Annotated in this window: 21 protein-coding genes and 1 pseudogene; 12 read left to right on the top strand and 10 right to left on the bottom strand. The window is 71.9% G+C overall.

Annotated elements, in window-relative coordinates:
- Nucleotides 1–181: 181 nt before the first annotated feature.
- From ACH5AC_RS23990 to ACH5AC_RS23975, 4 genes are all read left to right on the top strand, one after another.
- Entirely contained in the window at nt 182–1,033 is an 852-nt protein-coding gene (locus ACH5AC_RS23990) for an MBL fold metallo-hydrolase (protein ID WP_398864088.1), read from the top strand.
- A 383-nt stretch (nt 1,034–1,416) separates the two neighbouring features.
- Nucleotides 1,417–1,683 carry a hypothetical protein gene (locus ACH5AC_RS23985; protein ID WP_398864087.1) on the top strand — a complete coding sequence of 89 codons (267 nt, stop codon included), beginning with the start codon at nt 1,417–1,419 and terminating at the stop codon, nt 1,681–1,683.
- A 121-nt stretch (nt 1,684–1,804) separates the two neighbouring features.
- Nucleotides 1,805–2,266 carry a hypothetical protein gene (locus ACH5AC_RS23980; protein WP_398864086.1) on the top strand — a complete coding sequence of 154 codons (462 nt, stop codon included), beginning with the start codon at nt 1,805–1,807 and terminating at the stop codon, nt 2,264–2,266.
- 2 nt (nt 2,267–2,268) lie between these two features.
- The gene (locus ACH5AC_RS23975) at nt 2,269–6,837 is read left to right on the top strand and encodes a caspase family protein (RefSeq protein ID WP_398864085.1); all 4,569 of its coding nucleotides are present in this window, start codon (nt 2,269–2,271) and stop codon (nt 6,835–6,837) included.
- Between the two features lie 182 nt (nt 6,838–7,019).
- Here ACH5AC_RS23975 and ACH5AC_RS23970 read toward each other — a convergent pair.
- Nucleotides 7,020–7,391, bottom strand: a pseudogene (locus ACH5AC_RS23970) (transposase); the annotation flags it as partial.
- Between ACH5AC_RS23970 and ACH5AC_RS23965 the strand changes: the two are divergent.
- The gene (locus tag ACH5AC_RS23965; protein WP_398864084.1) at nt 7,272–7,682 is read left to right on the top strand and encodes a transposase; all 411 of its coding nucleotides are present in this window, start codon (nt 7,272–7,274) and stop codon (nt 7,680–7,682) included. The pseudogene ACH5AC_RS23970 and the gene ACH5AC_RS23965 sit on opposite strands and share 120 nt — an antisense overlap.
- 45 nt (nt 7,683–7,727) lie before the next feature.
- On the top strand, nt 7,728–8,204 hold the full coding sequence (locus ACH5AC_RS23960; RefSeq protein ID WP_398864083.1) for a DUF6924 domain-containing protein: 477 nt from the start codon (nt 7,728–7,730) through the stop codon (nt 8,202–8,204).
- Nucleotides 8,205–8,577: 373 nt separating this feature from the next.
- Here the strand turns inward: ACH5AC_RS23960 and ACH5AC_RS23955 are convergent, their stop codons facing one another.
- Complete coding sequence (locus ACH5AC_RS23955; protein WP_398864082.1) at nt 8,578–9,108, bottom strand: ATP-binding protein; 531 nt, start codon at nt 9,106–9,108, stop codon at nt 8,578–8,580.
- Between the two features lie 281 nt (nt 9,109–9,389).
- Here ACH5AC_RS23955 and ACH5AC_RS23950 point away from each other — a divergent pair, with 281 nt between their 5' ends.
- On the top strand, nt 9,390–10,241 hold the full coding sequence (locus tag ACH5AC_RS23950; RefSeq protein WP_398864081.1) for a helix-turn-helix domain-containing protein: 852 nt from the start codon (nt 9,390–9,392) through the stop codon (nt 10,239–10,241).
- Nucleotides 10,242–10,252: 11 nt separating this feature from the next.
- Nucleotides 10,253–10,444, top strand: coding sequence for a hypothetical protein (locus tag ACH5AC_RS23945; protein ID WP_398864080.1), 192 nt, complete (start codon nt 10,253–10,255; stop codon nt 10,442–10,444).
- A 9-nt stretch (nt 10,445–10,453) separates the two neighbouring features.
- Here the strand turns inward: ACH5AC_RS23945 and ACH5AC_RS23940 are convergent, their stop codons facing one another.
- The 8 genes from ACH5AC_RS23940 to ACH5AC_RS23905 all read right to left on the bottom strand — a co-directional run bounded on the left by ACH5AC_RS23940 (nt 10,454) and on the right by ACH5AC_RS23905 (nt 16,711).
- Nucleotides 10,454–11,251: a hypothetical protein gene (locus tag ACH5AC_RS23940; protein WP_398864079.1), complete on the bottom strand. Its 798-nt coding sequence runs from the start codon at nt 11,249–11,251 to the stop codon at nt 10,454–10,456.
- Nucleotides 11,235–11,591, bottom strand: a complete 357-nt coding sequence (locus ACH5AC_RS23935; RefSeq protein ID WP_398864078.1) for a hypothetical protein — start codon at nt 11,589–11,591, stop codon at nt 11,235–11,237. Before ACH5AC_RS23935 ends, ACH5AC_RS23940 begins: the two co-directional genes overlap by 17 nt.
- Nucleotides 11,588–11,947, bottom strand: a complete 360-nt coding sequence (locus tag ACH5AC_RS23930) for a hypothetical protein (RefSeq protein WP_398864076.1) — start codon at nt 11,945–11,947, stop codon at nt 11,588–11,590. The genes ACH5AC_RS23935 and ACH5AC_RS23930 overlap by 4 nt, the downstream gene beginning before the upstream one ends.
- A gap of 139 nt (nt 11,948–12,086) precedes the next feature.
- Nucleotides 12,087–13,979 (bottom strand): ABC transporter ATP-binding protein, encoded by a 1,893-nt coding sequence (locus tag ACH5AC_RS23925; RefSeq protein WP_398864229.1) that lies wholly within the window; start codon nt 13,977–13,979, stop codon nt 12,087–12,089.
- 233 nt (nt 13,980–14,212) lie between these two features.
- Nucleotides 14,213–15,073, bottom strand: a complete 861-nt coding sequence (locus tag ACH5AC_RS23920; RefSeq protein WP_398864075.1) for a GNAT family N-acetyltransferase — start codon at nt 15,071–15,073, stop codon at nt 14,213–14,215.
- Nucleotides 15,070–15,678 (bottom strand): GNAT family N-acetyltransferase, encoded by a 609-nt coding sequence (locus tag ACH5AC_RS23915; RefSeq protein WP_398864074.1) that lies wholly within the window; start codon nt 15,676–15,678, stop codon nt 15,070–15,072. Before ACH5AC_RS23915 ends, ACH5AC_RS23920 begins: the two co-directional genes overlap by 4 nt.
- A gap of 146 nt (nt 15,679–15,824) precedes the next feature.
- Nucleotides 15,825–16,265, bottom strand: coding sequence for a Zn-ribbon domain-containing OB-fold protein (locus ACH5AC_RS23910; protein ID WP_398864228.1), 441 nt, complete (start codon nt 16,263–16,265; stop codon nt 15,825–15,827).
- Complete coding sequence (locus tag ACH5AC_RS23905) at nt 16,265–16,711, bottom strand: DoxX family protein (RefSeq protein WP_398864073.1); 447 nt, start codon at nt 16,709–16,711, stop codon at nt 16,265–16,267. The genes ACH5AC_RS23910 and ACH5AC_RS23905 overlap by 1 nt, the downstream gene beginning before the upstream one ends.
- A gap of 183 nt (nt 16,712–16,894) precedes the next feature.
- Here ACH5AC_RS23905 and ACH5AC_RS23900 point away from each other — a divergent pair, with 183 nt between their 5' ends.
- The 4 genes from ACH5AC_RS23900 to ACH5AC_RS23885 all read left to right on the top strand — a co-directional run bounded on the left by ACH5AC_RS23900 (nt 16,895) and on the right by ACH5AC_RS23885 (nt 21,841).
- Nucleotides 16,895–18,094, top strand: coding sequence for a flavin-containing monooxygenase (locus ACH5AC_RS23900; RefSeq protein WP_398864071.1), 1,200 nt, complete (start codon nt 16,895–16,897; stop codon nt 18,092–18,094).
- Between the two features lie 146 nt (nt 18,095–18,240).
- Nucleotides 18,241–20,466 carry an acetate--CoA ligase family protein gene (locus ACH5AC_RS23895; protein ID WP_398864070.1) on the top strand — a complete coding sequence of 742 codons (2,226 nt, stop codon included), beginning with the start codon at nt 18,241–18,243 and terminating at the stop codon, nt 20,464–20,466.
- Nucleotides 20,463–21,251 (top strand): enoyl-CoA hydratase/isomerase family protein, encoded by a 789-nt coding sequence (locus ACH5AC_RS23890; RefSeq protein WP_398864069.1) that lies wholly within the window; start codon nt 20,463–20,465, stop codon nt 21,249–21,251. Before ACH5AC_RS23895 ends, ACH5AC_RS23890 begins: the two co-directional genes overlap by 4 nt.
- An 80-nt stretch (nt 21,252–21,331) precedes the next feature.
- Nucleotides 21,332–21,841 carry a GNAT family N-acetyltransferase gene (locus ACH5AC_RS23885; RefSeq protein ID WP_398864067.1) on the top strand — a complete coding sequence of 170 codons (510 nt, stop codon included), beginning with the start codon at nt 21,332–21,334 and terminating at the stop codon, nt 21,839–21,841.
- Nucleotides 21,842–21,847: the final 6 nt, after the last annotated feature.

The following is a 21,847-nucleotide window of genomic DNA, read 5'->3' as shown; positions in this document are numbered from 1 at the left end:
CTCGCCCCTCCCATCCCCCAAGTATCCGGCACTGCACCACCGGCGCCGACTCCCACCCTGGCATCCACACGATTGCGCATCCGTCGCCGACGTGTCTGCTCTGCGTTTGACGCAGGCGTGGCATGGGGCTGGACTGGATTAATGGGCGCTGCGGCCGAACTCCGTTCCAGGGAGAGCAGCGATGACTGCTACGGAAACCTTCAATCTTCTGGAGCCGTACAAGATCGCCGAAGAGACATTTGTCATCCCATGGGCCTTGGAGGCCCCGCCGGTCGGCCACTTCCCGATGAATTCGATGGTGATCCGGGGAGCCGAACCGGTGCTTGTGGACACCGGGGCGCCGGCGGTGCGATCCCAGTGGCTGGAGGCTGCATGGTCCGTGGTGGATCCGTTGGACGTTCGATGGATCTTCCTCACCCACGACGATCGTGATCACGCCGGCAACCTTCTGGCTGCCCTCGCCGAATGCCCGAACGCGACACTGCTGACGACCTGGTTTTCGATCGGGCGCATGGCCGAGGAGTGGGAGACACCGATCAACCGGTGCCGTTTCATGATCGACGGCGATACGGTGGATGTAGGTGACCGCACTCTGGTGGCCAAACGGCCACCGCTGTTCGACAACCCGACAACCCGCGCCCTCTTCGACACGAAGACCAACGTCTTGTGGGCGGTGGATACCTTCGCGACGAACGTGCCCACTCCCCTGCCCGAAATCGCCGGCCTGTCTGCGGATGAATTTCGCGACGGGCAATTCTTCGGCGGGCGGCTGGTTTCGCCCTGGGTGGCGTTGCTGGACGGCCAGAAGTTCCGGGCAGTGGTGGATGACGTCCAGCGGCTGGACGCCGAGGTCGTCGCCGGCTGCCACTCGCCGGTGCTCCGCCGACCACGCATCGCGGAGGCATTCGATCTTCTCCGCCAGTTGCCTGAGATACCGGCCTGGCCAGAGTTCACACAAGCCGACCTCGACCAGTGGATGGCGCTGGCCGAGACCTCGGTCCCGCCCGAACAGCCACGGCCATCGGCCACGTGACGAACGTTCCGGGGGCCGTCCGGTCGGATGCCGGTCGGGTGGGGAGATCCACTGAGCAGGTGTGGGGTCACCCCGAATACGGGGTGACCGTTCAAGGCTCTCGATAAGCAGGCCGACATCGGCGTGCCTACTCCTCTGGGGCCGCCACGCAGGCCAACCAGGGCCGGGCGATCGACCTCTCGGCGATCAAGGGCCAGGTCGACGTGGCCGGGTTCACGCGGTCGGTGCTGAAGCACTGGCGCGAGCTGCCGCGGCCGGCTGGGGTCAAGATCCGCGTCAGCCCGTAGGTCGATCCTCTCGGATACGGGCTGTTCACGAAGGTATTCCGGTTCGGTACCTTCGAGTGCGAGGGCAACGGCATCGGCCCGCAGAACAAGTGGCCCATGCCCGGACCGGGCGAGGGCGGCCTCATGGTCTATCCGGACCACAAGGACCCGGCCTCGCGCGGCGTCCCATCAGAACCACTTCCATCTGTTGTACGGCTTGAGCCAAGAGCCGAGACCACGCTCGCTGTCACCCACCAGCACGGCGCTGCGGTCATCCCCGGCGCCACCCTCCACGTCGTCGGCACCGGCCCCGTCGACACCGACAGCCAGCGCACCCGCCGGCTGCCGGCCGGGGAACGCCCCCTCGGCATCTCCGTGCTGTGACTGTGATGTGCGGGGAACTGGCGAGCGGGTAAGGGAAGTTGGGGATACAGGGACATACGGACGCATGAGCGGCGGGAGCGGCGCGAGCGGTACGGCCGCGGCTGCCGGGGGAGGAGCGGGGGTGCGTTTCACACTCGGCGTACAGGCGGCGAGCGGCGACCACGCGGGGGCCACGGACGAGTTGTACGACTGGCTGCGCCAGGATCCCGAACTGCACGGCCTGGTGCGGCGCGACCTCGCGGACAGCGCGCCCGCGGGGGCGATGGGCGGTGCCTGGAGCGAGCTGCTGACCCTGCTCCTCGCCCCCGGCGGGCCCACCGCGGCGGCGGGCGCCGCTCTCGTCGTCTGGCTGCAGAACCGGCGGAGCAATGTGACCGTCACCATCAACCGGCCGGACGGCACCCAGCTGGTGGTCGCCTCCGAGAAGGTCCGGCCGCTGACCGCGGAGGGCACCGGCGAGCTGGCTCAGCGGGTGGCGGAGGCCCTGCGGGAGCCCTCGGCCCGGAAGACGGACGAGCGAGAACCGGCCGGAGAGGACCCGGCCGGCGAAGACGGCTCCCGCCGGGCCGAGGGGGCACGCTGACCATGCCGTCAGGGGGAGGGTCCACGCCGTCAGGAGGAGGGCCGGACCTGACGGGGCCCGGCTGTCACGCGGTCGTGGTCGGCACAGGCCGCCACCCGGGAGACCGGCTGCACGATCTCCCTGCGGCCGTGCCATCCGCCGAGGCGCTGGCCGAGACGTTACGCACCCACTGCGGCCTGGGCGACCGGGTCCGCGTGCTGACGAACCCCGCGTCGCCGAGCGACGTGCTGGAGACGCTGGCAGAGGCCGCCGACCGGGCGGCGCCCACCGAGGAGCGGCCCGAGAGCGGCATCGTCGTCTTCTGCTTCGTCGGCCACGGTCTGCGCGGGCCCGGCGGGCGGCTGTATCTGGCGACGGCGGCGACGAAGTCCCTCACGGACACCGCCCACTCGGTGCCCTACGCGGAGATCGAGCGCTATCTCGGCGACGCCGCCGCGGACCCGGTGCTGATCCTCGACTGCTGCTTCGCCGGGAACGCCCGGGAACCCGGCCGCATCCCCGCCCCGGACCCGTTCGGCGCGTCCCGCCCCCAGGGCAGCTATCTGCTCGGATCCGCCCAGCACAACACCCTGGCCTACGCCCCGAAGGGCGCCGAGTACACCCTGTTCACGGGACATCTGCTGACGCTGCTGCGGGACGGCGACGCGGGCGCCGCCCGCCTGATGACGCTCGGCGGGGTCTACCGCCTGCTCGACCAGCGGCTCCAGGGCGAGGCGGCCCGCCCCTACGGCGGCGGCACCGCCCGCATGGCCGAGCTGGTCCTCACCGTCAACCGCCGCTATCCCGCGCAGCCCGCAGCGGATGGCCCGGCGGCGCCGGACGACGACGCGGACGCCGTGTGCCCGTACCCGGGCCTGCGCCCGTTCCTGCCTGAACAGCACCACCTCTTCTTCGGCCGCGAGGAGGTGACGGAGCGTCTGCTGGCCAGGGTCGCCGGTACCCGGCCGGGGGAGCCGCTGGTCCTCATCGGCAACTCCGGCGTCGGCAAGTCGTCGCTGCTGCGGGCCGGGCTGAGCGTGGCGGCCCAGCGCGCCGGACTGGGACCGTTGTGCCTGGTGCCCGCACCGGGCGCACGACCGTTCCGGCGGCTCGCCGAGGCGTGGGCGCAGGCGGCGGGCCGCCCGCTCGCGGAGGTCGTACGCGATCTGGAACAGGGACGGTTCGCCCGCCCCGAGCCCGGGGCGGGCGGCGGGCCGGTGCCGGGGGTGCTGGTCGTCGACCAGCTGGAGCAGTACTTCACGCACGGCGTGGACGACGCCGAGCGCGCCCGGTTCGCCGCCGCGCTCACCGCGACCGACGGCCCGCGCATCGTGCTGGCGCTGCGCGCCGACTACCACGGCGACGTCCTCGGCGACCCGCACCTCGCCCCGTTCGGGGAACGTGACCACTTCGTCGTGCCCGCCCTGAACGACGCCGAGATCGAGGCGGCCATCGTGGAGCCCGCCCGGTACGCCGGACTGGACTGGGAGGCGGGCGTCCCGCGCATCCTGCTGCGCGAGGTGAACGAGGAACGGCGCGGCGGACGCACCGGCGACGCGGCGGCCCTGCCGTATCTGGCCTACGTCCTCCAGGAGATCTGGCTGCGGCGGCGCGGCGCCACGCTCACCTACGCCGCGTACCAGGAGGCGGGCGGCATCCGTGACGCGGTCGCCCGCGCCGCCGACCGGATCCACGACGGCCTCGACGACGACGGCCGGCAGCGGCTGCGCGCCCTGATGCTCGCCATGGTGCAGGTCGCCGACGGCGAGGGGCGGCTGGTGCGGCGCAGGGTGCCGCGCGAGGAACTGGCCGGCGCGCGGGACCTGTTGCGGCTGCTCGCCGACGCCCATCTCGTCGTGGTGGACGAGGACGGCGGGGCGCAGCTCGGGCACGACTCCCTGCTGCACGCATGGGAGCGGCTGACCGGCTGGATCGAGGAGGCCCGCGGCGATCTGCTGCAACTGCGGCGGCTGACCGCCGCAGCGGAGGGCTGGGACGAGGGCGGACGCGGGTCCAGCGGCCTGTGGCGGGGCTTCGACCTGCGGGAGGCGCGCGAGCTGGCCGCCGGCCGGACGGCCGGGGCGGCACCCGTACGGCAGGTGGTCCGTGACTTCGTCACCGCCAGCGAGACCGCCGAGCGGCGCCGGCGCCGCGCCGTCCGGGCGTGGGTCTCCGTACTGTCGGTACTGACCCTGGTGGCGGCCTCCCTGGCGGGCTGGGCGTTCTACGAGAACGGGAAGGCTGCGAGCCGGGAGCATGCCCTGATCGCCCGCGAGCTGGCGGGCCGCGCGGACCGCATCCGCGAGCACGACCCGCAGACCGCGCTTCGGCTCAGCCTGGCCGCGTACCGCACGGCCGAGACCCCGGAGACCCGCTCCAGCCTGTACGCATCGGCGATCACCCTGACCCCGGTCCACCTCACCCCCGAAAAGCCGCACCGCGAGCCCGTCCTGAACCTTGCCTACCGCTCGGACGGCAAGGCGCTGGCCGCGAGCCACCGGGACGGCCGGGTGCAGCTGTGGGACCTGGCCGATCCCGGGCGCCCGGCCGAGGGGGGCCGCTTCCGGCTGAAGGGCCCGTCCGCCCTCGCCCACCACCCCCGTGAGCCGCTGATGGCCGCGCAGACGGGTGCGGAACTGACCCTGTGGAACACCACCGACCCCCACCGGCCCAAGCGGCTCGCGCGTCTGCCGGTCAAGGGGAGCGAGGCGACGTTCAGCGTGGCGTTCAGCGGGGACGGCCGGACCCTGGCGTCCGGCAGTGACAAGGGCCGGCTGCGGTTGTGGGACGTCTCCGACCCGGCGCGCCCGGCGCTGCGCGCGCAGCGCACGGTGGCCGACGCGGACCTGATCTCCCTGGCGTTCACGCGCGACGGACACCACCTGATCACCGGCAACGGCAACGAGCCGGGCTCGGACGGGCGCTCAGCCCAGGTACGGCTGTGGGACCTGACCGACCCCGCCCGGCCCGTCCTGCGGGACACCGAGGGGGCCGACTCGGTCATGTCCGTCGCCGCCCACCCGCGCCGCGATCTGGTCGTCTCGAACGGTGGCGGCGGGAAGACGGCCTGGTGGAAGGTATTGGACGGGCGGGAACTGCGGCGAGTCCCCACCGGGGACGACCTGGACAGCTGGGGCGGCTATGGCGGCATGCCGCAGCTCGCGTTCAGCCCGGACGGCAGGTTCCTGGCGGGGGCGGACGGCGACGCCGGCGTACGGCGGCTCAACGCGACGGCCAAGGCGGCCGAGCTGGCCCAGATCAAGCCGGAACTCGGTGGGCTGTCCTCGGGGCAGCCGGTCCATTCGGTCGCCTACAGCCCCGACGGCCGCTATCTGGCCGCGGGCGAGGCGGGCGGCGAGATCCGGCTGTGGACCGAGCACGCCTGGGCGCCAGCGCTGCCCGGCTATCTGCCGCCTCACGAGATGGGGGGCACGAGCCCCGTCAGTGCCGACGGCAGGCTGCTCATCACGAAGGAGGCGGACTACTCCGCCACCACCCGGATCTGGACCATTGCCGACAACGGCTCGGCGAAGCCGCGCTACACCCTGCCGGAGGACTGGGAGGCGAACTGGTTCCTGACCGGCCGGGACGGCGACCCGGTCCTGCTGGCCCACCACTGGGCGGGAGGGCTGGACCACACCCTCCAGTTCTGGCGGTTCGGCGCCGAGGGCCCGCCCCGCAGAAGCACGAGCATCCGGTACACCGCCAGCGTCCCGCACTTCGCCGTCAGCCCCGACAACCGGCTGCTGACCGTGGGCTCGCCGGAGGAGCCGGCCATCGCCCTGTGGGACATCAGTGACCCCGCGAAGCCCGTACACCGGGCCCACATCCCCGCGCAGGCGGACGGCGGGCCCTTCGAGACGGGAAGCCTGCGGTTCGCGGGTCCGCACACGGTCGTAACCGTCGAGGACGGATGGCACCTTCGGCTCTGGGACGTCTCCGACCCCGACCGTCCCCGCAAGGGCGGCTTGATCGAGGACGCGGCGCTGGGCAAGGGCGCCCTCTACGACGACGTGTCCGAGCTGCTCATCACCGAGGAGACCGGCGACACAATCCGGCTGTACGACCTCTCCGAGCCCGCGCGTCCGGAAGACGGAGCCCGAATCCCGGCCGCTCCCGGGAGCTACTTCCCCGCCGGGAAGGACCAGCTCGCGTCTGCGGTCGCCGACGGCACGATCGAGTTCTGGGACGTGTCCGACCCACGCAAGCCGACGAAGGAGGACGAGACCGTACGCCTCGACCGCGCCATCACGTCCCTCGACCTCACCCCTGACGGCCGCCACGCCATCACCGGCCACCCCTACCGCATATGGTCCCTGGGCCGCGACGGCCGCTGGGTGACCCCGGAGTTCGCCACCCTGGAGGGTGCGGAGTCCGTCCGGCTGCCCTCAGGCGGGAGCTGGCTGGCCGTCACCGCCAAGACCGACGCATCAGGACTGACCAACGGGAAGAACACCTACATCCTCGACTACGACACCGACCGCCTCTACGAGGCCATGTGCCGCTCACAGCCCGTCAGTCTGTCGAAGGACCGCTGGAATGCCCTGTTCCCACACCTGGAGCACCGCGTCTCCTGCGCCGAAGGGGAGTGATCACCTACGTGCCTCCTGGCCGCGCCTGATGCAGGGACGTCCTTATCGGCGTTCGGTGAAATCCGACTCCGCTGCTCCCTGACTGTCATCCGCTGGCGGCCGTGCGGTCCAGCCATGGACGACAGCGGATCGATTCTCACCCGCAGCGCGGCCGTCGCCCTGGCTCTGTTCGACCTGCGGTTTCAGTTGGTGAGGCGGCGGTAGCCGATGAGGGCTGCGGCTATGCCGACGAAGGCGAGGAAAGGCTCGGCCTTGCGCTCGTAGCGGCGGTGTAGGCGTCAGCATCCGGCGAGCGAGGACGCGGTTCGCTCGACGACCCGGCGGTGGCGACCGAGTTGCCTGGAGGACTCGATGCCCCCGCGGGCGATGCGGTGGCGGATGCCGCGCTGGCGAAGCCATCGGCGCAGGTGGTCGTAGCCGTAGCCCTTGTCGGCGTGCAGCTTGGCCGGGCGCCTGCGGCGCGGTCCGCGGTGGCAGCGGATGGGCGGAATGCCACGCACGATCGGCTTGAGGCCGAGGCTGCCGCGCATGTTGGCGCCGGAGATGCCCAGTGCGCACCGCGACTGCGCCTCGCCCGCGCCTTCGCCGACCTGGTCCGCCACCGGCGCGGATACCTCCTGCTGGAGTGGATTCGGCAGGCCGAACCGGACGCACACAAGCTCCTGAAGGGCATCGCCGGCTTGCTCCGCCAGGACCTCGACGCCGTCACCGCCGGTCTCACCCTCCCCTGGAGCTCCGGCGTCGTCGAGGGCCATGTGAACCGGGTGAAAACACTCAAGAGAGCAATGAACGGCCGAGCCTCGTTCGAACTGCTACGGACTCGCATACTCGAAAACGGCCCGTGAGACAGTCGGGCACAGCTCACTGATCGTCACCGAGGAGCAAGATCCATGAGAGCGTTGCCCGCCGTCACCGGCCGTGATGAGTTCGACGTCCTGGTCGTCAGGACCGACTACCACCACGACCAGGCATGGCAGGACGTGACGGCGGCGCTGATGGAGCCCTGGGGAGACAGGCAGTACGAGGCACACGTCCATTTCATAGACGACCCGGCCTGGGCAGGAGCGACTGTTGACGAGGCACTGAATGCGGTCTGCGCCGACGAAAACTTGGCCGTTGTCTTCCTCGCCGACCGGACAACCATGCAGGCCGAGAACCGCGCGTTGCTGGCGGTCACCACGCTGACGCGGGAGGAGTGCGTGGACGACGAGGACTACGAGCAGCTGACCGAGTTCGGCCGTGAGTTCCGCACCGTTCCCGCAGGGGTCCACGACGTCCACGCAAACCTGAGCACCGGCAACCTGGGCTTCGAGGAGTATGCCGCATGGGCTCACGATGACCCCGAGGGGATCTACCGGCCCTTCTGACCAGGGCTCATGAAACTGCGGCAAGAGCCGTTTTTCAAGGAGCGTCGTCAACACCCAACGCGTACCCACCACCGGCCGTGAGCCGCCCACCTTCCGGCGGGCAGGCGAGGCGAGGCGGCGCACCCCAACCCGCCGAGAACGCAGCCCAACCAAGCGGCAAACCCCGGCCACCCGCTCTCCCCGGGCCGTCCGCTCGCTGCCAACCCGTGCTGGAGCGAGCCGAGTCATGGGTGGGCCGAAGGCCCGCCGAAGGCGACACGGAGCCGCCAGGCGGAGCGCCCTCTACTCGGCTCGCGGAAACACGACACTGGCCTGGAAGCGGGCGGCCCAACGGTCACTTCAGTGGGCGCCGCGTGGCTGTAGGCGGCGTGGCTCAGTGGCGCCTGGGGTTGAGGGGTCGACGTGGGCAGGTGTAGTGGGCGGCGCCTGAATGAGGCAGCACTGCCCACATTCGGGTGCCGCCGGTCGGATGGGCTCGGGGGCCGCCGATGCCCCAGTCTCCTCGGCAGGCGTGGACGACCCTGTCGAGGAGGCGGAGCGTGAGGCGTCGGTGGGTCTGGCAGGCGGCGCCGAGGCGGGGATGGGTGTGGCGGGGGTGGCCGTCGTAGAGGGTGACGCGGAGGGCTGCGTCCCGGTAGCGGAGGGAGACGTAGACCTCCGGCGTGGAGGAGAAGCGGCATGCGCAGGCGGTCAGTTCGCTGACGACCTGGACGACCGCGTCGGTCGTCTCGGGGAGGCCGTGTGCCGCGAGGATCGTACGGGTGGCTGCGCGTGCGATGCCGGGACTTCGGGGCGCGGCCGGGAGCGTGAAGCTGTAGGCGAGGGCCTCGGGGTCGGCCGGGGTGAACGGGGCGTCGGTGGGGGCGACTTTGGGTGTCTGGCAGGACGTCGTGTCGATCTGCACGGCAACTCCCTGATCGGGCATGGACATTGAGCGGAGGAATCGGCTGCCCCGGTGGCCTGTCTCCCTGACGCGAGCCCGCCCCACCCAGGGGAGGAGACCGCGGGTGGACTCGCGTGATGCGCTTCCGGGGCCGTTGTGACGCAGCTGTGGTCGATCTGTCACAGACAGTAGAGGAGGCGCGTGGAACATTGCCACCCAATCACCGAGATTGCCACCGAAGTAGTGGACCGACACTGCGCAAACCGGCAAACTGGCGCCGCGACCACGGGAGGAAATGACACATGCCGCCAAGGGCAACACCCACCCAGCGCCAGAAGCGCCTGGGAGCGGAGCTGCGCAGGATGCGTCTCGCGGCGCAGGTGAGCACCGAGTACGCGGCCGGGCTGCTCGGCATCGACCGGACGAAGATCTCCAACATCGAGGCCGGTGTCCGCGTCATCACGCCGGAACGTCTGCGCACCCTCGCCTGCAACTACGACTGCCACGACCAGGCGTACATCGACGCGCTCGCCGACATGGCGGCCGACAACACCCGTGGCTGGTGGGACACATATCGGGGCCAGCTTCCCGCGGCACTTATGGACATCGCCGAGCTGGAGTGGCATTCGCAGCGGATCCGGGCCGGCCTGGCCATGCACGTACCCGGCCTGCTTCAGACCGACGCGTACGCCCGCGCCTTGTTCTCGGCCGCGCTGCCGCCCTTGTCACCCATGGAGGTCGAACTGCGCGTGGCCCTCCGTATGCAGCGCCAGCATGTGCTGCACCGTGACAACTCCATCGGCTACGTCGGTTACGTGCACGAGGCCGCCCTGCGCGTCGAGTTCGGCGGGGCGAAGGTGATGCGGGCGCAGCTCGACCACCTCTGCGACGTGTCCGAGCAGGAGAACATCGAGGTACGGGTGATTCCCTTCCGGGCCGGGGCCTTCCCCGGGGCGGGGCAAGCGGTGATCTACGCCGAAGGGTCCGTACCACAGCTCGACACCGTCGAACTTGACTCCGCACACGGACCCGAATTCCTGCACGGCCAGTCTCAACTCGACAAGTATCGTTCCCACTTGGACTGGATGGAGACGGCATCCCTCCCGCCTGCCGCATCACGGGACTTCATGCGCGGCATCGCCAGCGACTTCTGAGGAACACCACGATGAATGAGATCACCTGGGAAGACCCGTACTGTGCCGAAGGCGCCAACTGCTTCCGCATAGGCACCGACCCCACCGGCAACGCCTACATCGCCGTAGCCGGTCAGGAGGACACCCCCCTCACCGACACCCACGAAGCCCTCCGTGCCCTCATCCTCGCCATCAAGGCGGGGGAGGCCGACCACCTCCTCTGACGCCCAGAGTCACATGCCCGCGATCGGACGCGCGTGCCGTCCTCTCACCCGGCGCTCGGAGCGACGTACCGCCCACCGGACCAGCGGCAGCAGCGCCAGCCACGCCGCCAGCATGACCGGTATGTTCGTGAGGTCGCCCACGATCAGGGTCAGGCCCGCGCACAGGACCGCTCCGAGTGCTTCCTTGCCCCGCGTCAGGAGGGTGGCGGGCAGGCCCCGTTCGGCGTGGCGGCGGGCACCGCGCAGGGTCGTGCCCCCGGCGTACAGGCCGTACGCGCCGCCGGTGAGCAGGGCCAGGCCGAGCGCGCACGTGAAGGCCGGCTCGCCCTCCGGGGTGTCGGCGGTCTTCTGGGCGATGGCCCCCCGGCGCACCTCGACCGCGTAGTCCCGCCACATGGTGACGGTCACCTGGTCCCCGCGTGACAGGCGCTTCAGCAGCGGTCCCGGCCCGCCCATGGGAATGCTGTCCGGCACCTGGGCGGGGCCGTTCAGATACAGCTCGTACTCCGAGGTCTTGGGCTGGTCCTTGATCACCGTGCGGGTCACCGTCGCCTCGAAGGGGCGCAGGCACTCGTCGTGCGCGGCCGACCGGTCGGTGCACGCGGTCGCGGCGCCGTACGTCTTCTCGTCCTGGATCAGCTCCGGTACGAGGGTCAGGAACAGCCCGCCGAGGAGCAGCATCGCGGCGCCGAGCAGCGCCGCGCACAGCCCCCAGGTCCGGTGCCAGAGGGTCCTCCGCCGGACCGCACCCGGCTCCTCCGGCAGCCGGAGGCGACGGCCCGCGCCCAGCTCAGCGGGCCGCGTCATGACGGCGTCCCCCCGCCCGCCCGACCAGGGTGAAGACGAGCAGCGCGACCGTCGCCGCGGTCGCCGTGGCCAGCGCGTCCGCGCGGTACCGGCCCAGTTCCGGACGCAGCAGGTCGACGAGCCCGAACAGCGAGACGGCCCCCGTGAGGCCCGCAGTCAGCGCGGCCGGCCAGTAGCGGTGGTGTACGAAGACCCAGTGGACCAGCCCCATGCCGATGAGGGGCGCGACGGACAGCTGCGGCTCATCAAGAGCAGCCTGCACGCCGTATCCCAGACCGCTGACCGCCCAGCAGACGGCGACCACGAGCGCCGCCTCGCTCCAGGGCACGGACCGGTTCACGCCTGCCCCACCGCATCCAGGGCGCGGCCCCGACGGCGCTCCCGCCACCGGGACAGATACGCCGCCACGAGGGAGCCGACCACGAGCGGGCCCGCCGCCCAGCGGATCACGTGCGCCGACCAGTCCAGCTGTTCGCCGGTCATGAGGGCCACCGACTGGCCGGTGAGGGAGATCCCCAGCAGGACATAGCCGAGCCCCCAGGCCCGGACCGCCCACACCGGCCCCTGGATCATCGGCCCCGGTGACCGGCGCGGCCGCAGCACGGCCCGCGCTCCCAGCCATACGCAGCCCAGCCCCAGGACCACGAAGAGCACGTCCTCGGCCGTGCCCAACGCATCGGTGACACTCCCCAGCATCCGCGCCTCGCCCTCCCTCTGCCTGCCGGACCGCGGCTCATCATGATGCCTTTCCGGGGGCGGCCCCTCATCGGCCGGGCACGGCAGACGGCTCGGGCTGCTGTTTGCCGGTGCCCGGCAATGTGGGCGGCCCGCGGCGCTAGCGGTCCTTCGAGAGGGCCAGCAGCTCCGCGAAGAGGCCGTTGGCCTGGGCGAGGTCGTCGTAGGTGCCCTGTTCCGTGATGCGGCCGTCCTGGAGGACGACGATGCGGTCGGCGAGGCGGGTGTTCTCCAGCTGGTGGGTGACGACGATGGTGATGCGCTGGGCGGCGATGCGTTTGATCTGGAGGAAGATCTGGTGTTCGCCGCGCGGGTCCATCTGGGAGGTCGGTTCGTCGAGGATGAGCAGCGGGGTGCGGCGGTAGAGGGCGCGGGCGCAGGCGAGGCGCTGCCACTGGCCGCCGGAGAGTTCGGCGCCGCCGAAGAGTTCGCGCGCGAGGAGGGTGTCCAGGCGGTCGGGGAGCTTCTCGATGGGCTCGCGCATGCCGACCGCGTCGACGGCTTCCCAGACCGGGGTGTCGTCGTAGGTGCGCGGCTGGCCGAGGGTGACGTTCTCGCGGGCGCGCAGGGGCCAGCACGCGAAGTTCTGGGGTACGAGCGCGGTGCGGGTCCACAGGGAGTCGGGGTCGGCCGAGGCGAGGTCGGTGCCGGCCCAGCGGACGTGCCCCTTGTCGGGGAGGAGGATGCCGGTGATCAGCTTGGTGAGGGTGGACTTGCCGGAGCCGTTCTCGCCGACGACGGCCAGGATCTCGCCCCGGCGGAGGGTGAGGGAGACGCCGTCGACGGCGGGGTCCGCCTTGCCGGGATAGCGGTAGACGACGTCGTCCAGCTCGATCTCGGGGACGTCGGAGGGGATCGTCGACTCGCCTCGCTTCGGGGCGCGTTCGGCCGCCGTGTCGAGGAAGGCGCGCATGTCGGCGAGGTAGAGGGACGTGTGGAACATGGCCGCGCCGTTCTGGACGAGCTGGGACAGCGCGCCGAGCGTGGTCTGGACGGCCACGAGCGCCGTGGCGGCCACGGGCAGGGCGATCCGGCCGGTCATCGCCAGCCAGGCCAGGCAGGCCCAGGTGAGGAGCAGGAACACCCCGCCGAGCGCGGAGGTCGCCAGGACGATACGGAGCATGCGGGGCGCGGCGGTGAGGGTGCGGCGGTCGATGCGTTCGGACAGCGCGCGGTACCAGTGGACGAGGTAGCCGGTCATGCCGTTGGCCCGGACCTCGTCGGCGTGGCGCGCGTAGGTGGCCCAGGAGCGCATCATGCCCCGGACGTGCCGGTCGCCGACGTTGGCGTAGTGGGTCTCGTAGTCGACGCGGGCGGACAGTACGGCGCCGAGGCCGGCGGGCAGCACGGCGAGCAGCAGCAGCGGGAGCATCAGCCCGTGCAGGGCGGTGATGACGCCCGCCGCGGCGATCATGCGCAGGAGGGCGGCCAGGAAGCGCTGGGCGTCCTTGACCATGTACGTGGTGCGGGTGACCCCGACCTCGGCGGCCTCCTGCCGGTCGGCGAACCCGTCCTCGCCGTACGCGGACACCTCCACGCGGCAGACGGCGGAGACGAGCGCCACGTCGGCCTCGGTGACCAGGCGGGGCGTGATCCTGCCGTCGGCGTACGAGGCGAGGGCGCCGCTGACCCGGCCCGCGGCCGCTGCGGCGGCGACGGCCGTGAGAGCGGGCAGGGCCGCGTGCAGGCGTTCGGACACGGCACCGGCGCCGAGGAGGTGGGTCATGGCCTGCGCGGTGAAGCCGAGGACGACCGCGGCCGTGACACCGGTGAGGAGCTGGCAGACCAGGAGGAGCAGGACCGCGGGGCGGTCGACCGCCCAGGCCATGCGGGCGGTGCGGCCGAGCACGGCGGGCAGGCGGGCGCACATCTTCCGGAAACTGGCCTCCGCCAGGGGGTTCTTGCCCCACTTTCCGCCGTAGTTGAGCTCGGCCGGGGGTGGCGGGGGCGGTGTCCCCGCGGCGTCGTCGTCTTCGGGCGCGGCTTCTGTCACGGTCACCTGTGGTCCTCCTTGAGCCGGCGCCGTACCTGGATGGTCCGGCGGTGCCAGGCTCAACGAGGGCGTGAGCGAATCGAACGCGCTCGATTTCGGACTCCGCGCGGGCCCGGAATCCGGGGGTGGGTGTCGCCGGGTCGCGGTGCCGTACGGCTTCGCGCGCGGACACGGATGGCCGAAACGCCGCGCTTGATAGGCAGGTGACAGTTGGGGTTGGCCGGCAGGAGGTCTCAGCCGAAGTCGTACACCGCGAAGTCCCGCACCGGCCGGTATCCGAGGCGCTGGTACAGGCCGTTGCTGGTCGGGTTGGCGAGGTCGGTGAAGAGGAGGACCTCCGAGGCGCCGGCCGCCAGGGCCGCCCGGGACGCCTCGGCCGTCGCGGCGCCCGCGTAGCCTCGGCCCCGCCACTGGGCCGGTGTGTAGACCGGGGCCACCCTGATCTGCCCGGCGACCATCGACGTGACGCCCGCCATCGCGACCGGGATGCCCTCCGGCCCCTCCCAGAGGGTGAGGCCGTCGCGAGAGAGGCGGGCGTCGATCCAGGCGTCGGCGTCGTCGCGGGGCGGCTCGCCGATCGCGGCGATGAAGTCGTCGTGCCACGCGCGCAGTTGGGGCCGGTCGGCTTCCGTGGCCGTTCGGGCGCGGCCGGGAGGCGCGGGGCTCGGGGGTGTGAGGTCGCCGAGCCGGTAGAGGCGCTGGTGCTGGTGGAGGCCGAACGGCGCTCCCGTCCTGCGCCGCCACGCCCGCGCGAAGCCCTCGGCCGTCTCCCGGTCGCCGGCGACCCCGGGCAGGTCCCGACCGGCCTCGGTCAGGCGGCGGGCGAGGCTGTCGGCGTCGTCGGCGGTGAGCGGGGTGACGTAGAGCCCGAAGGGGGGCGTACGGAAGCAGGCGGCCCGGACCTGCGCACGGTCGCCGCGCAGGTAGCCGAAGAAGGGCGCCTGCTCGCCGTACCGCCTCGTGCCCTGGCTGCGCAGGTCCTCCGTGACGGTCAGGGGGACGGTGTGGAGGGCGGGCCGGGAGCGCAGGAAGTCGCCGGCCCGGTCGAGGAACTCCGTCAGGTCCTCCGTGAGGTGCCACCGGGGCGCGCTCACGCCCTCTCCCCGGGCTCCGGGTCGGTCGCCAGGCGGGCGTGCAGGTGCGAGTCCTGGAACGCGTCATGCCGCCCCGCCTCGAACATCGCCCCCCGCAGCGTCCCCTCGTAGCGAAAGCCGCACCTCTCCGCGATCCGGCACGACGCCTCATGGCCCAGCGCGTGGCCCAACTCCAGCCGGTGCAGGCCGAATTCGGTCAGCGCCCACCGTGTGGTCAGGGCGAGGGCGCGGCTCGCCACGCCTCGTCCCCGCGCCTCCGGCAGCACCCAGTATCCGACCAGGGCGCTGCGCATCACGGGGTTGATCAGGCTCACGCCGACGTGGCCCAGTGTCGTACCGCTCTCCGCGTCCGTGACACGGAACGACAGCCCCGTACCCTCCTCCGCCTGCTCGGCCCTGGCCCGCAGCGACTCACGCGCGCTCGCGGGGTCCGTGACGAACTTCAGCGGCGTGTTCCACCGCTTGAACTCCGGGTCGGACTGGCCCCGCAGCCAGGCTTCCACGTCGGTGTCGGACTCCGGGTCCCAGGCGCACAGGCGCAGGCCGTCGCCGTGGATCTCGGGTATGGCGGACTTCGTCGTACTGGTGATTGCTCTGTAGGTCATCCCGGAATTCAAGCTCGCCCGTCCCCAGCTTTCACCTGATTTCCTGCGAGAGGCACCGGCGTTCACTCCGGGGAGGAATCGCGTCCGGGTGGTGCGACGCGGAGGGTCGCCGCGTTCGTTTCAGGCGTGGAGCGCCCGTACTGCTGTCAGGCACCGTCGGGGCGATGCGAACCGCGTGCGGAACTGGTTTCGCGGCCCCCCGACGGCCGGAACACCGGCGCTCCCTCCCGGAAGGCCACCGTCAGCTCCGCGCCCGCCCGCAGGGACTCCGGCGTCCCGTCGACCACCTCCGTCATCATGCGCGGCCCCTCCGCCAGCTCCACCACGGCCGCCACGTACGGCGTCCGGTCGCAAAAGGGCGGCAGGTCGTTGTGGTGGACGACCGACCAGGTGTACAGGGTCGCCCGGCCGCTCGCCCGCTCCCAGCGGACGTCCTCGCTCCAGCAGTGCGGACAGAACTCGCGGGGGTAGTGGTGGGCCCGGCCGCATGCGTCGCAGCGGCGGATCAGCAGGCGGCCCTCCGCCGCCGCGTCCCAGTACGCGCGCGTGAAGGCGTCGGCCTCGGGGAGGTCGTACCGCCCGTACATCACAACCATCCCAGGGCGGCGTCCACCGACCACGTCTGCCACCCCATCCCGAACAGGCAGACCGCCGAGATCAGCGCCATCATCGAGTTCTGCCCCTGCTCGGCCCAGTCGTGGATCATGAGCGTGAAGTAGAGAAGGTTCAGCACCAGTGCCGCGACCAGCGCCACCGGCGTCAGGAAGCCGGCGACGAGTCCGAGCCCGATCGCCAGCTCGCCGTAGAGGACGACGTACGCCATCGTCCGCGGCCTCGGTTTCACGACCGCCTCGAAGCCCGAACGGACCGCGCTCCAGCGGTGCTTCGCCGCCACGTCCGCCGCCCAGGCGATGCCGGCGCCCTCGAACCAGCTCTTCTTCTCCTTGTGCCGCCAGCTCTCCAGCCACCACAGGCCGAGCCCTATGCGCAGCACCGCCAGCCACTGAGCACCGTCGAGCCAGATAGCGTCCATGAATCTGACGGTACGTCAGATCACGCGGGGCTGACAATCGCCCCGACACCGGGCTGTCCGCACCCGCGCAAGGAGACCTACGCCACACAACCCACTCACTTCCCCTACACCCGTGATCAATCCGCAACCAATTCCGGTCTTGACCGATACCCATCAACCCGGCATGTGATTACGCTCCCGACCATGGCCGACTCCACACCGTCAACGAACACCCCCGCCCAACCCGCCACCGCCGCCCACCCCGTCTATGTCATCGGCGGCGGCCCCGGCGGACTCGCCGCCGCGTACGCGCTGCGGGCGCGGGGCATACGGGCCGTCGTGCTGGAGAAGTCCGACCGGGTCGGCGCGTCCTGGCGTGGCCACTACGACCGGCTGCACCTGCACACCACCCGCCGGCTGTCGTCCCTGCCCGGCCTGCCGATGCCGCGCCGCTTCGGCCGCTGGGTCTCCCGCGACAACGTCGTGCGCTATCTGGAGAAGTACGCCGAGTACCACGACCTGGAGATCGTGACCGGCGTCGAGGTCTCCCGTGTCGAGCGCTCCCCCGACGGCACGGGCTGGCTGCTGCACGCCACCGGCGGGCGGGAGCTGACCGGTGCCGCGGTGGTCGTCGCCACCGGCTACAACCACACCCCGCGCCTGCCGGAGTGGCCCGGCCGGGACTCGTACACCGGCGAGCTGCTGCACGCCTCCGCCTACCGCAACGGCACCCCGTACGCCGGCCGGGACGTCCTGGTCGTCGGTGTCGGCAACACGGGGGCCGAGATCGCCGTGGACCTGGTGGAGAGCGGGGCGTCCCGAGTGCGTCTGGCGGTGCGCACCGCGCCGCACATCGTGCGCCGTTCGACGGCGGGCTGGGCGGCCCAGTACTCGGGCATCCTCGTACGACGGCTGCCGGTGCGCCTGGTCGACCGGCTCGGGAAGCCGGCGTCGCGGCTGACCCCGGACCTGTCGGCGTACGGTCTGCCGCGCCCCGACACCGGGCTGTACACCCGGGTGCTGCAGGGGGCGGTCCCGGTGCAGGACGTCGGGCTGATCGACGCGGTGCGGCGGGGGCGGGTCGAGGTGGTGGGCGCGGTCGAGGGGTTCGAGGACGACAAGGTGCTGCTCGCCGACGGCACGCGGATCTCGCCGGACGCGGTGATCGCCGCGACCGGGTACGTCCGCGCGCTGGAGGGTCTGGTCGGGCATCTCGGTGTGCTGGACGCGCGGGGGAAGCCGGTGGTCCACGGGGCGCGGACGCCGCAGGGCGCGCCGGGGCTGTACTTCACCGGTTTCACGAACCCGATCAGCGGCATGTTCCGGGAGCTGGCGATGGACGCGGTGAAGATCGCGAAGGCGGTGGCCCGGAACAGCGGGGGGAGCGGGGCGCGGCTGCTCTGACCGCCCCCTCGGCGCTCGCGGCCCCATCTCCTCGGCGCTCGCCGCCCCATCTCCTCGGTGCACGGCCATTCCTGACAGACAGTCAGTTCAGTTAATCTGACACGACGTCAGCTTACTTGGCAGTCACACAGGAGCGGGGCGGACCGATGCTCGGATCAACCCACGGCACCCTCACCACCGACTCCCGCCGGGCCCGCGTCATCGCGTGCGGCGAACAGCCCGGACCCGCCGTCCACGGCCGCCCGGCCGACGTGGACGACCTGGACGTCAGCGGGCGGCCGCTGTACGCCGACGTCCCCGACCTGGACCGGCTCTTCCGGCCCGGGTCCGTCGCCGTCGTCGGCGCCTCGGACGCCGAGGGGCGGCCGAACACCGGGGTCACCAGGCAGCTGCTGGCCTGGTCCGAGCGGGTGGGGGCCCGGCTGCACCCCGTGCACCCCACCCGCGCCTCCGTCTTCGGCATAGCCTGCGTGCCGTCCGTCGCCGACCTGCCCGAGCAGGTCGACCTCGCCGTCCTGCTGATCTCCGATCCGCTGCCGGTCATCGAGCAACTCGCCGAGGCGAAGGTGAGGTTCGCGGTCGCCTTCGCGTCCGGCTTCGCCGAGACCGGGGAGGCGGGGGCCGCCGCACAGGCCCGTCTGGCGGCCGCCGTACGCCGCTCCGGACTGCGCCTGCTCGGCCCCAACACCAACCTCAACGCCTTCGAGCACTTCCGGGACGACCTGGACGGCCCGGCGATCGCGCTGATCACCCAGTCCGGCCACCAGGGCCGCCCGGTGTTCGCGCTGCAGGAGCTGGGCATACGCCTCTCCCACTGGGCGCCGACCGGCAACGAGGCCGACCTGGAGACCGCCGACTTCATCTCCTACTTCGCCGAACGCCCGGAGGTCGGGGCGATCGCCGCCTATGTGGAGGGCCTCAAGGACGGCCGCGCCTTCCTGCTCGCCGCCGACCGGGCCGCCCGGCGCGGGGTGCCGGTCGTCGCGGTCAAGGTGGGCCGCACCGAGACCGGCACCCGCACGGCCGCCTCCCACACCGGCAAGCTGACCGGCGCCGACGACGTGATCGACGCGGCGATGCGCCAGTACGGCGTGATCCGCGTCGACGGCCTCGACGAACTCCAGGACACCGCGGCCCTGTTGGCGCGGGCCCGCCCGCCGCTCGCCGAAGGGGTCGCCGTCTACTCCATCTCCGGCGGCACCGGCGCACACGTCGCCGACCTGGCCACGGCGGCGGGCCTGCACCTGCCGACCCTGTCCGCGGCCCGGCAGGCGGAGCTGCACCAGTGGATCCCCGAGTACCTGAACGTGGCCAACCCGATCGACAACGGCGGCCACCCGGTGGGCGACTGGCGCGGCCGGCGGATCATCGACGCGATCCTCGACGACCCGGCCGTCGGCGTCCTGATCTGCCCGATCACCGGCCCGTTCCCACCGCTCAGCGACAGGCTGGTCCAGGACCTGGTGGACGCGGCGGAGCACACGGACAAGCTGGTCTGCGTCATCTGGGGCTCCCCCGTCGGCACCGAACCCGCCTACCGGGACGTCCTCCTCGGCTCCTCCCGGATCGCCACCTTCCGCACGGTCGCGAACTGCCTGACGGCGGTCCGCGCCCATCTGGCCCACCACAGCTTCGTACGCTCGTACCGCTCCCCCTTCGACCAGGCCCCCCGCACCCCCTCCCCCTCCCTGCGCAAGGTCCACGACCTGCTGCGCCCCGGCCACCAGCTCAGCGAGCACGCGGCCAAGCAGCTCCTGCGGGCGTACGGCATCCGCGTGCCCCGCGAGCAGCTGGTGACCAGCGCGGCGGCGGCCGTACGGGCGGCGGGACTGGTGGGCTACCCGGTGGTGATGAAGGCGTCCGGCGCCCGGATCGCCCACAAGACCGAACTCGGCCTGGTCAGGGTCGGCCTGACATCCGCCAGCCAAGTCCGCGACGCGTACCGGGAGTTGACCGACATCGCCCGCTACGAGGACGTGACGCTGGACGGCGTCCTGGTGTGCCAGATGGTGGAGGCGGGCGTGGAGATGGTGGTCGGGGTCGCCCAGGACGACCTGTTCGGCCCGACCGTGACCGTCGGCCTCGGCGGCGTCCTGGTGGAGGTCCTGCACGACACGGCCGTACGCGTACCGCCGTTCGGTGAGGACCAGGCGCGGGACATGCTCGCCGACCTGCGCGGCCGCGCCCTCCTGGACGGCGTCCGGGGGCGTCCCCCGGCCGACGTGGAGGCGCTGGTGGAGGTCGTCCTGCGGGTGCAGCGCATGGCCCTCGAACTGGACGGCAGGCTAGCCGAGTTGGACATCAACCCGCTGATGGTCCTGCCCCGGGGACAGGGCGCGGTGGCCCTGGACGCGCTGGCGGTCTGCCGATGACACCTGGGATCCGGACCACCACCGACGGCGGAGTCACCCACATCACACTCAACCGCCCCGAGGCCCTCAACGCCCTCACCCCGGCCCTGCGCGACCACCTGATCGACCTGCTGGCGACGGCTTCCGCCGACCCGGCCGTACGTGCGGTCGTCCTCACCGGGACCGGTCGGGGCTTCTGCGCGGGGGCGGACCTGCGGGGCGGGGGGCCGGTGGGGGAACGCGTGGCCGGTGATGTGTCCCGTACCCTCCGCCTCGGCGCCCAGCGCCTGATATCCGCCGTCCTGGACTGCGAGAAGCCGGTGATCGCGGCGGTCAACGGCACGGCGGCGGGCCTCGGCGCCCACCTCGCGTTCGCCTGCGACCTGGTCCTGGCCGCCGAGTCGGCCCGCTTCATCGAGGTCTTCGTACGCCGGGGCCTGGTCCCCGACGCGGGCGGCGCCTACCTGCTGCCCCGCATCCTCGGCCCGCACCGCGCGAAGGAACTCCTCTTCTTCGGCGACCCCCTCACCGCCCCCGACGCCGAACGCCTGGGCCTGATCAACCGCGCCGTCCCCGACGCCGAACTGCCCACAACCACCCACGCATGGTCGACCCGCCTCGCCACCGCCCCCACCCGTGCCCTCGCCCTCACCAAACACCTCGTCAACACCTCCCTCGACACCGACCGCACCACCGCCTTCGCCGCCGAAGCCGCCGCCCAGGAGATCAACATGACAACGACAGACGCCCGCGAGGGCCTGCGCGCCTTCGCGGAGCGAAGGGCGCCGGAGTTCCGGGGCAGTTGACCATGTACGGCGGATCGGAAGACGGAGGACAGAAGGTAAACGGGTTGGCCGACCGGTCGACGGATTCCTAGCCTGCCCCTGTGATCACTCTGGGATTTCTGGACCGTTCCGGACGACGCGTCGCTCTGCGGGAGGTGGACGACGACAACTGGCGGGCCGTCGCGGACGTCGCTCCACGCGATGACCAGCGCAGGTTCGCGCCGGCCCTCGCGGCCCGCTACCTGCTGCTGTCGATGCGGGAAGGCGTGTGGCACTCACTCGCCGTCTACGCCGACGACTCGGTGGTGGGACACGTCATGTGGGGCCGCGACGACGACGGCTCGCACTGGATCGGCGGCATGCTGATCGACGCCGCCGAGCAGGGCAGGGGACTCGGGCGGGCGGCGGCACGCACCCTCATGGGATGGCTGGCGGACCGTGCGGACTGCCAGGTGCTTCGCCTGTCGTACCACCCGGACAACACGGTGGCCGGTGAGCTGTACGCGTCCCTGGGCTTCCGGACGACATCAGCCGTCGAGGCGGACGAGGTGGTTGTCGAACTGTCCGCGCGGTCGCTCACCACGAGGACAGCCGGACGAGGGGACGACTGACGTGCC

This window comes from Streptomyces sp. NPDC018693 (assembly GCF_044391385.1).
Lineage (GTDB): Bacteria > Actinomycetota > Actinomycetes > Streptomycetales > Streptomycetaceae > Streptomyces.
The sequence above is the reverse complement of the archived record's forward strand: the minus strand, read 5'-3'. Positions and strand labels throughout refer to the sequence as shown.

What these genes read in the sequence shown, in the direction of transcription:
- ACH5AC_RS23915 (WP_398864074.1), bottom strand. Translation starts at nt 15,678, where the DNA reads ATGACCTACAGAGCAATCACCAGTACGACGAAGTCCGCCATACCCGAG.
- ACH5AC_RS23990 (WP_398864088.1), top strand. Translation starts at nt 182, where the DNA reads ATGACTGCTACGGAAACCTTCAATCTTCTGGAGCCGTACAAGATCGCC.
- ACH5AC_RS23945 (WP_398864080.1), top strand. Translation starts at nt 10,253, where the DNA reads ATGAATGAGATCACCTGGGAAGACCCGTACTGTGCCGAAGGCGCCAAC.
- ACH5AC_RS23985 (WP_398864087.1), top strand. Translation starts at nt 1,417, where the DNA reads ATGCCCGGACCGGGCGAGGGCGGCCTCATGGTCTATCCGGACCACAAG.
- ACH5AC_RS23900 (WP_398864071.1), top strand. Translation starts at nt 16,895, where the DNA reads ATGGCCGACTCCACACCGTCAACGAACACCCCCGCCCAACCCGCCACC.
- ACH5AC_RS23960 (WP_398864083.1), top strand. Translation starts at nt 7,728, where the DNA reads ATGAGAGCGTTGCCCGCCGTCACCGGCCGTGATGAGTTCGACGTCCTG.
- ACH5AC_RS23905 (WP_398864073.1), bottom strand. Translation starts at nt 16,711, where the DNA reads ATGGACGCTATCTGGCTCGACGGTGCTCAGTGGCTGGCGGTGCTGCGC.
- ACH5AC_RS23895 (WP_398864070.1), top strand. Translation starts at nt 18,241, where the DNA reads ATGCTCGGATCAACCCACGGCACCCTCACCACCGACTCCCGCCGGGCC.
- ACH5AC_RS23890 (WP_398864069.1), top strand. Translation starts at nt 20,463, where the DNA reads ATGACACCTGGGATCCGGACCACCACCGACGGCGGAGTCACCCACATC.
- ACH5AC_RS23940 (WP_398864079.1), bottom strand. Translation starts at nt 11,251, where the DNA reads ATGACGCGGCCCGCTGAGCTGGGCGCGGGCCGTCGCCTCCGGCTGCCG.
- ACH5AC_RS23910 (WP_398864228.1), bottom strand. Translation starts at nt 16,265, where the DNA reads ATGTACGGGCGGTACGACCTCCCCGAGGCCGACGCCTTCACGCGCGCG.
- ACH5AC_RS23930 (WP_398864076.1), bottom strand. Translation starts at nt 11,947, where the DNA reads ATGCTGGGGAGTGTCACCGATGCGTTGGGCACGGCCGAGGACGTGCTC.
- ACH5AC_RS23975 (WP_398864085.1), top strand. Translation starts at nt 2,269, where the DNA reads ATGCCGTCAGGGGGAGGGTCCACGCCGTCAGGAGGAGGGCCGGACCTG.
- ACH5AC_RS23950 (WP_398864081.1), top strand. Translation starts at nt 9,390, where the DNA reads ATGCCGCCAAGGGCAACACCCACCCAGCGCCAGAAGCGCCTGGGAGCG.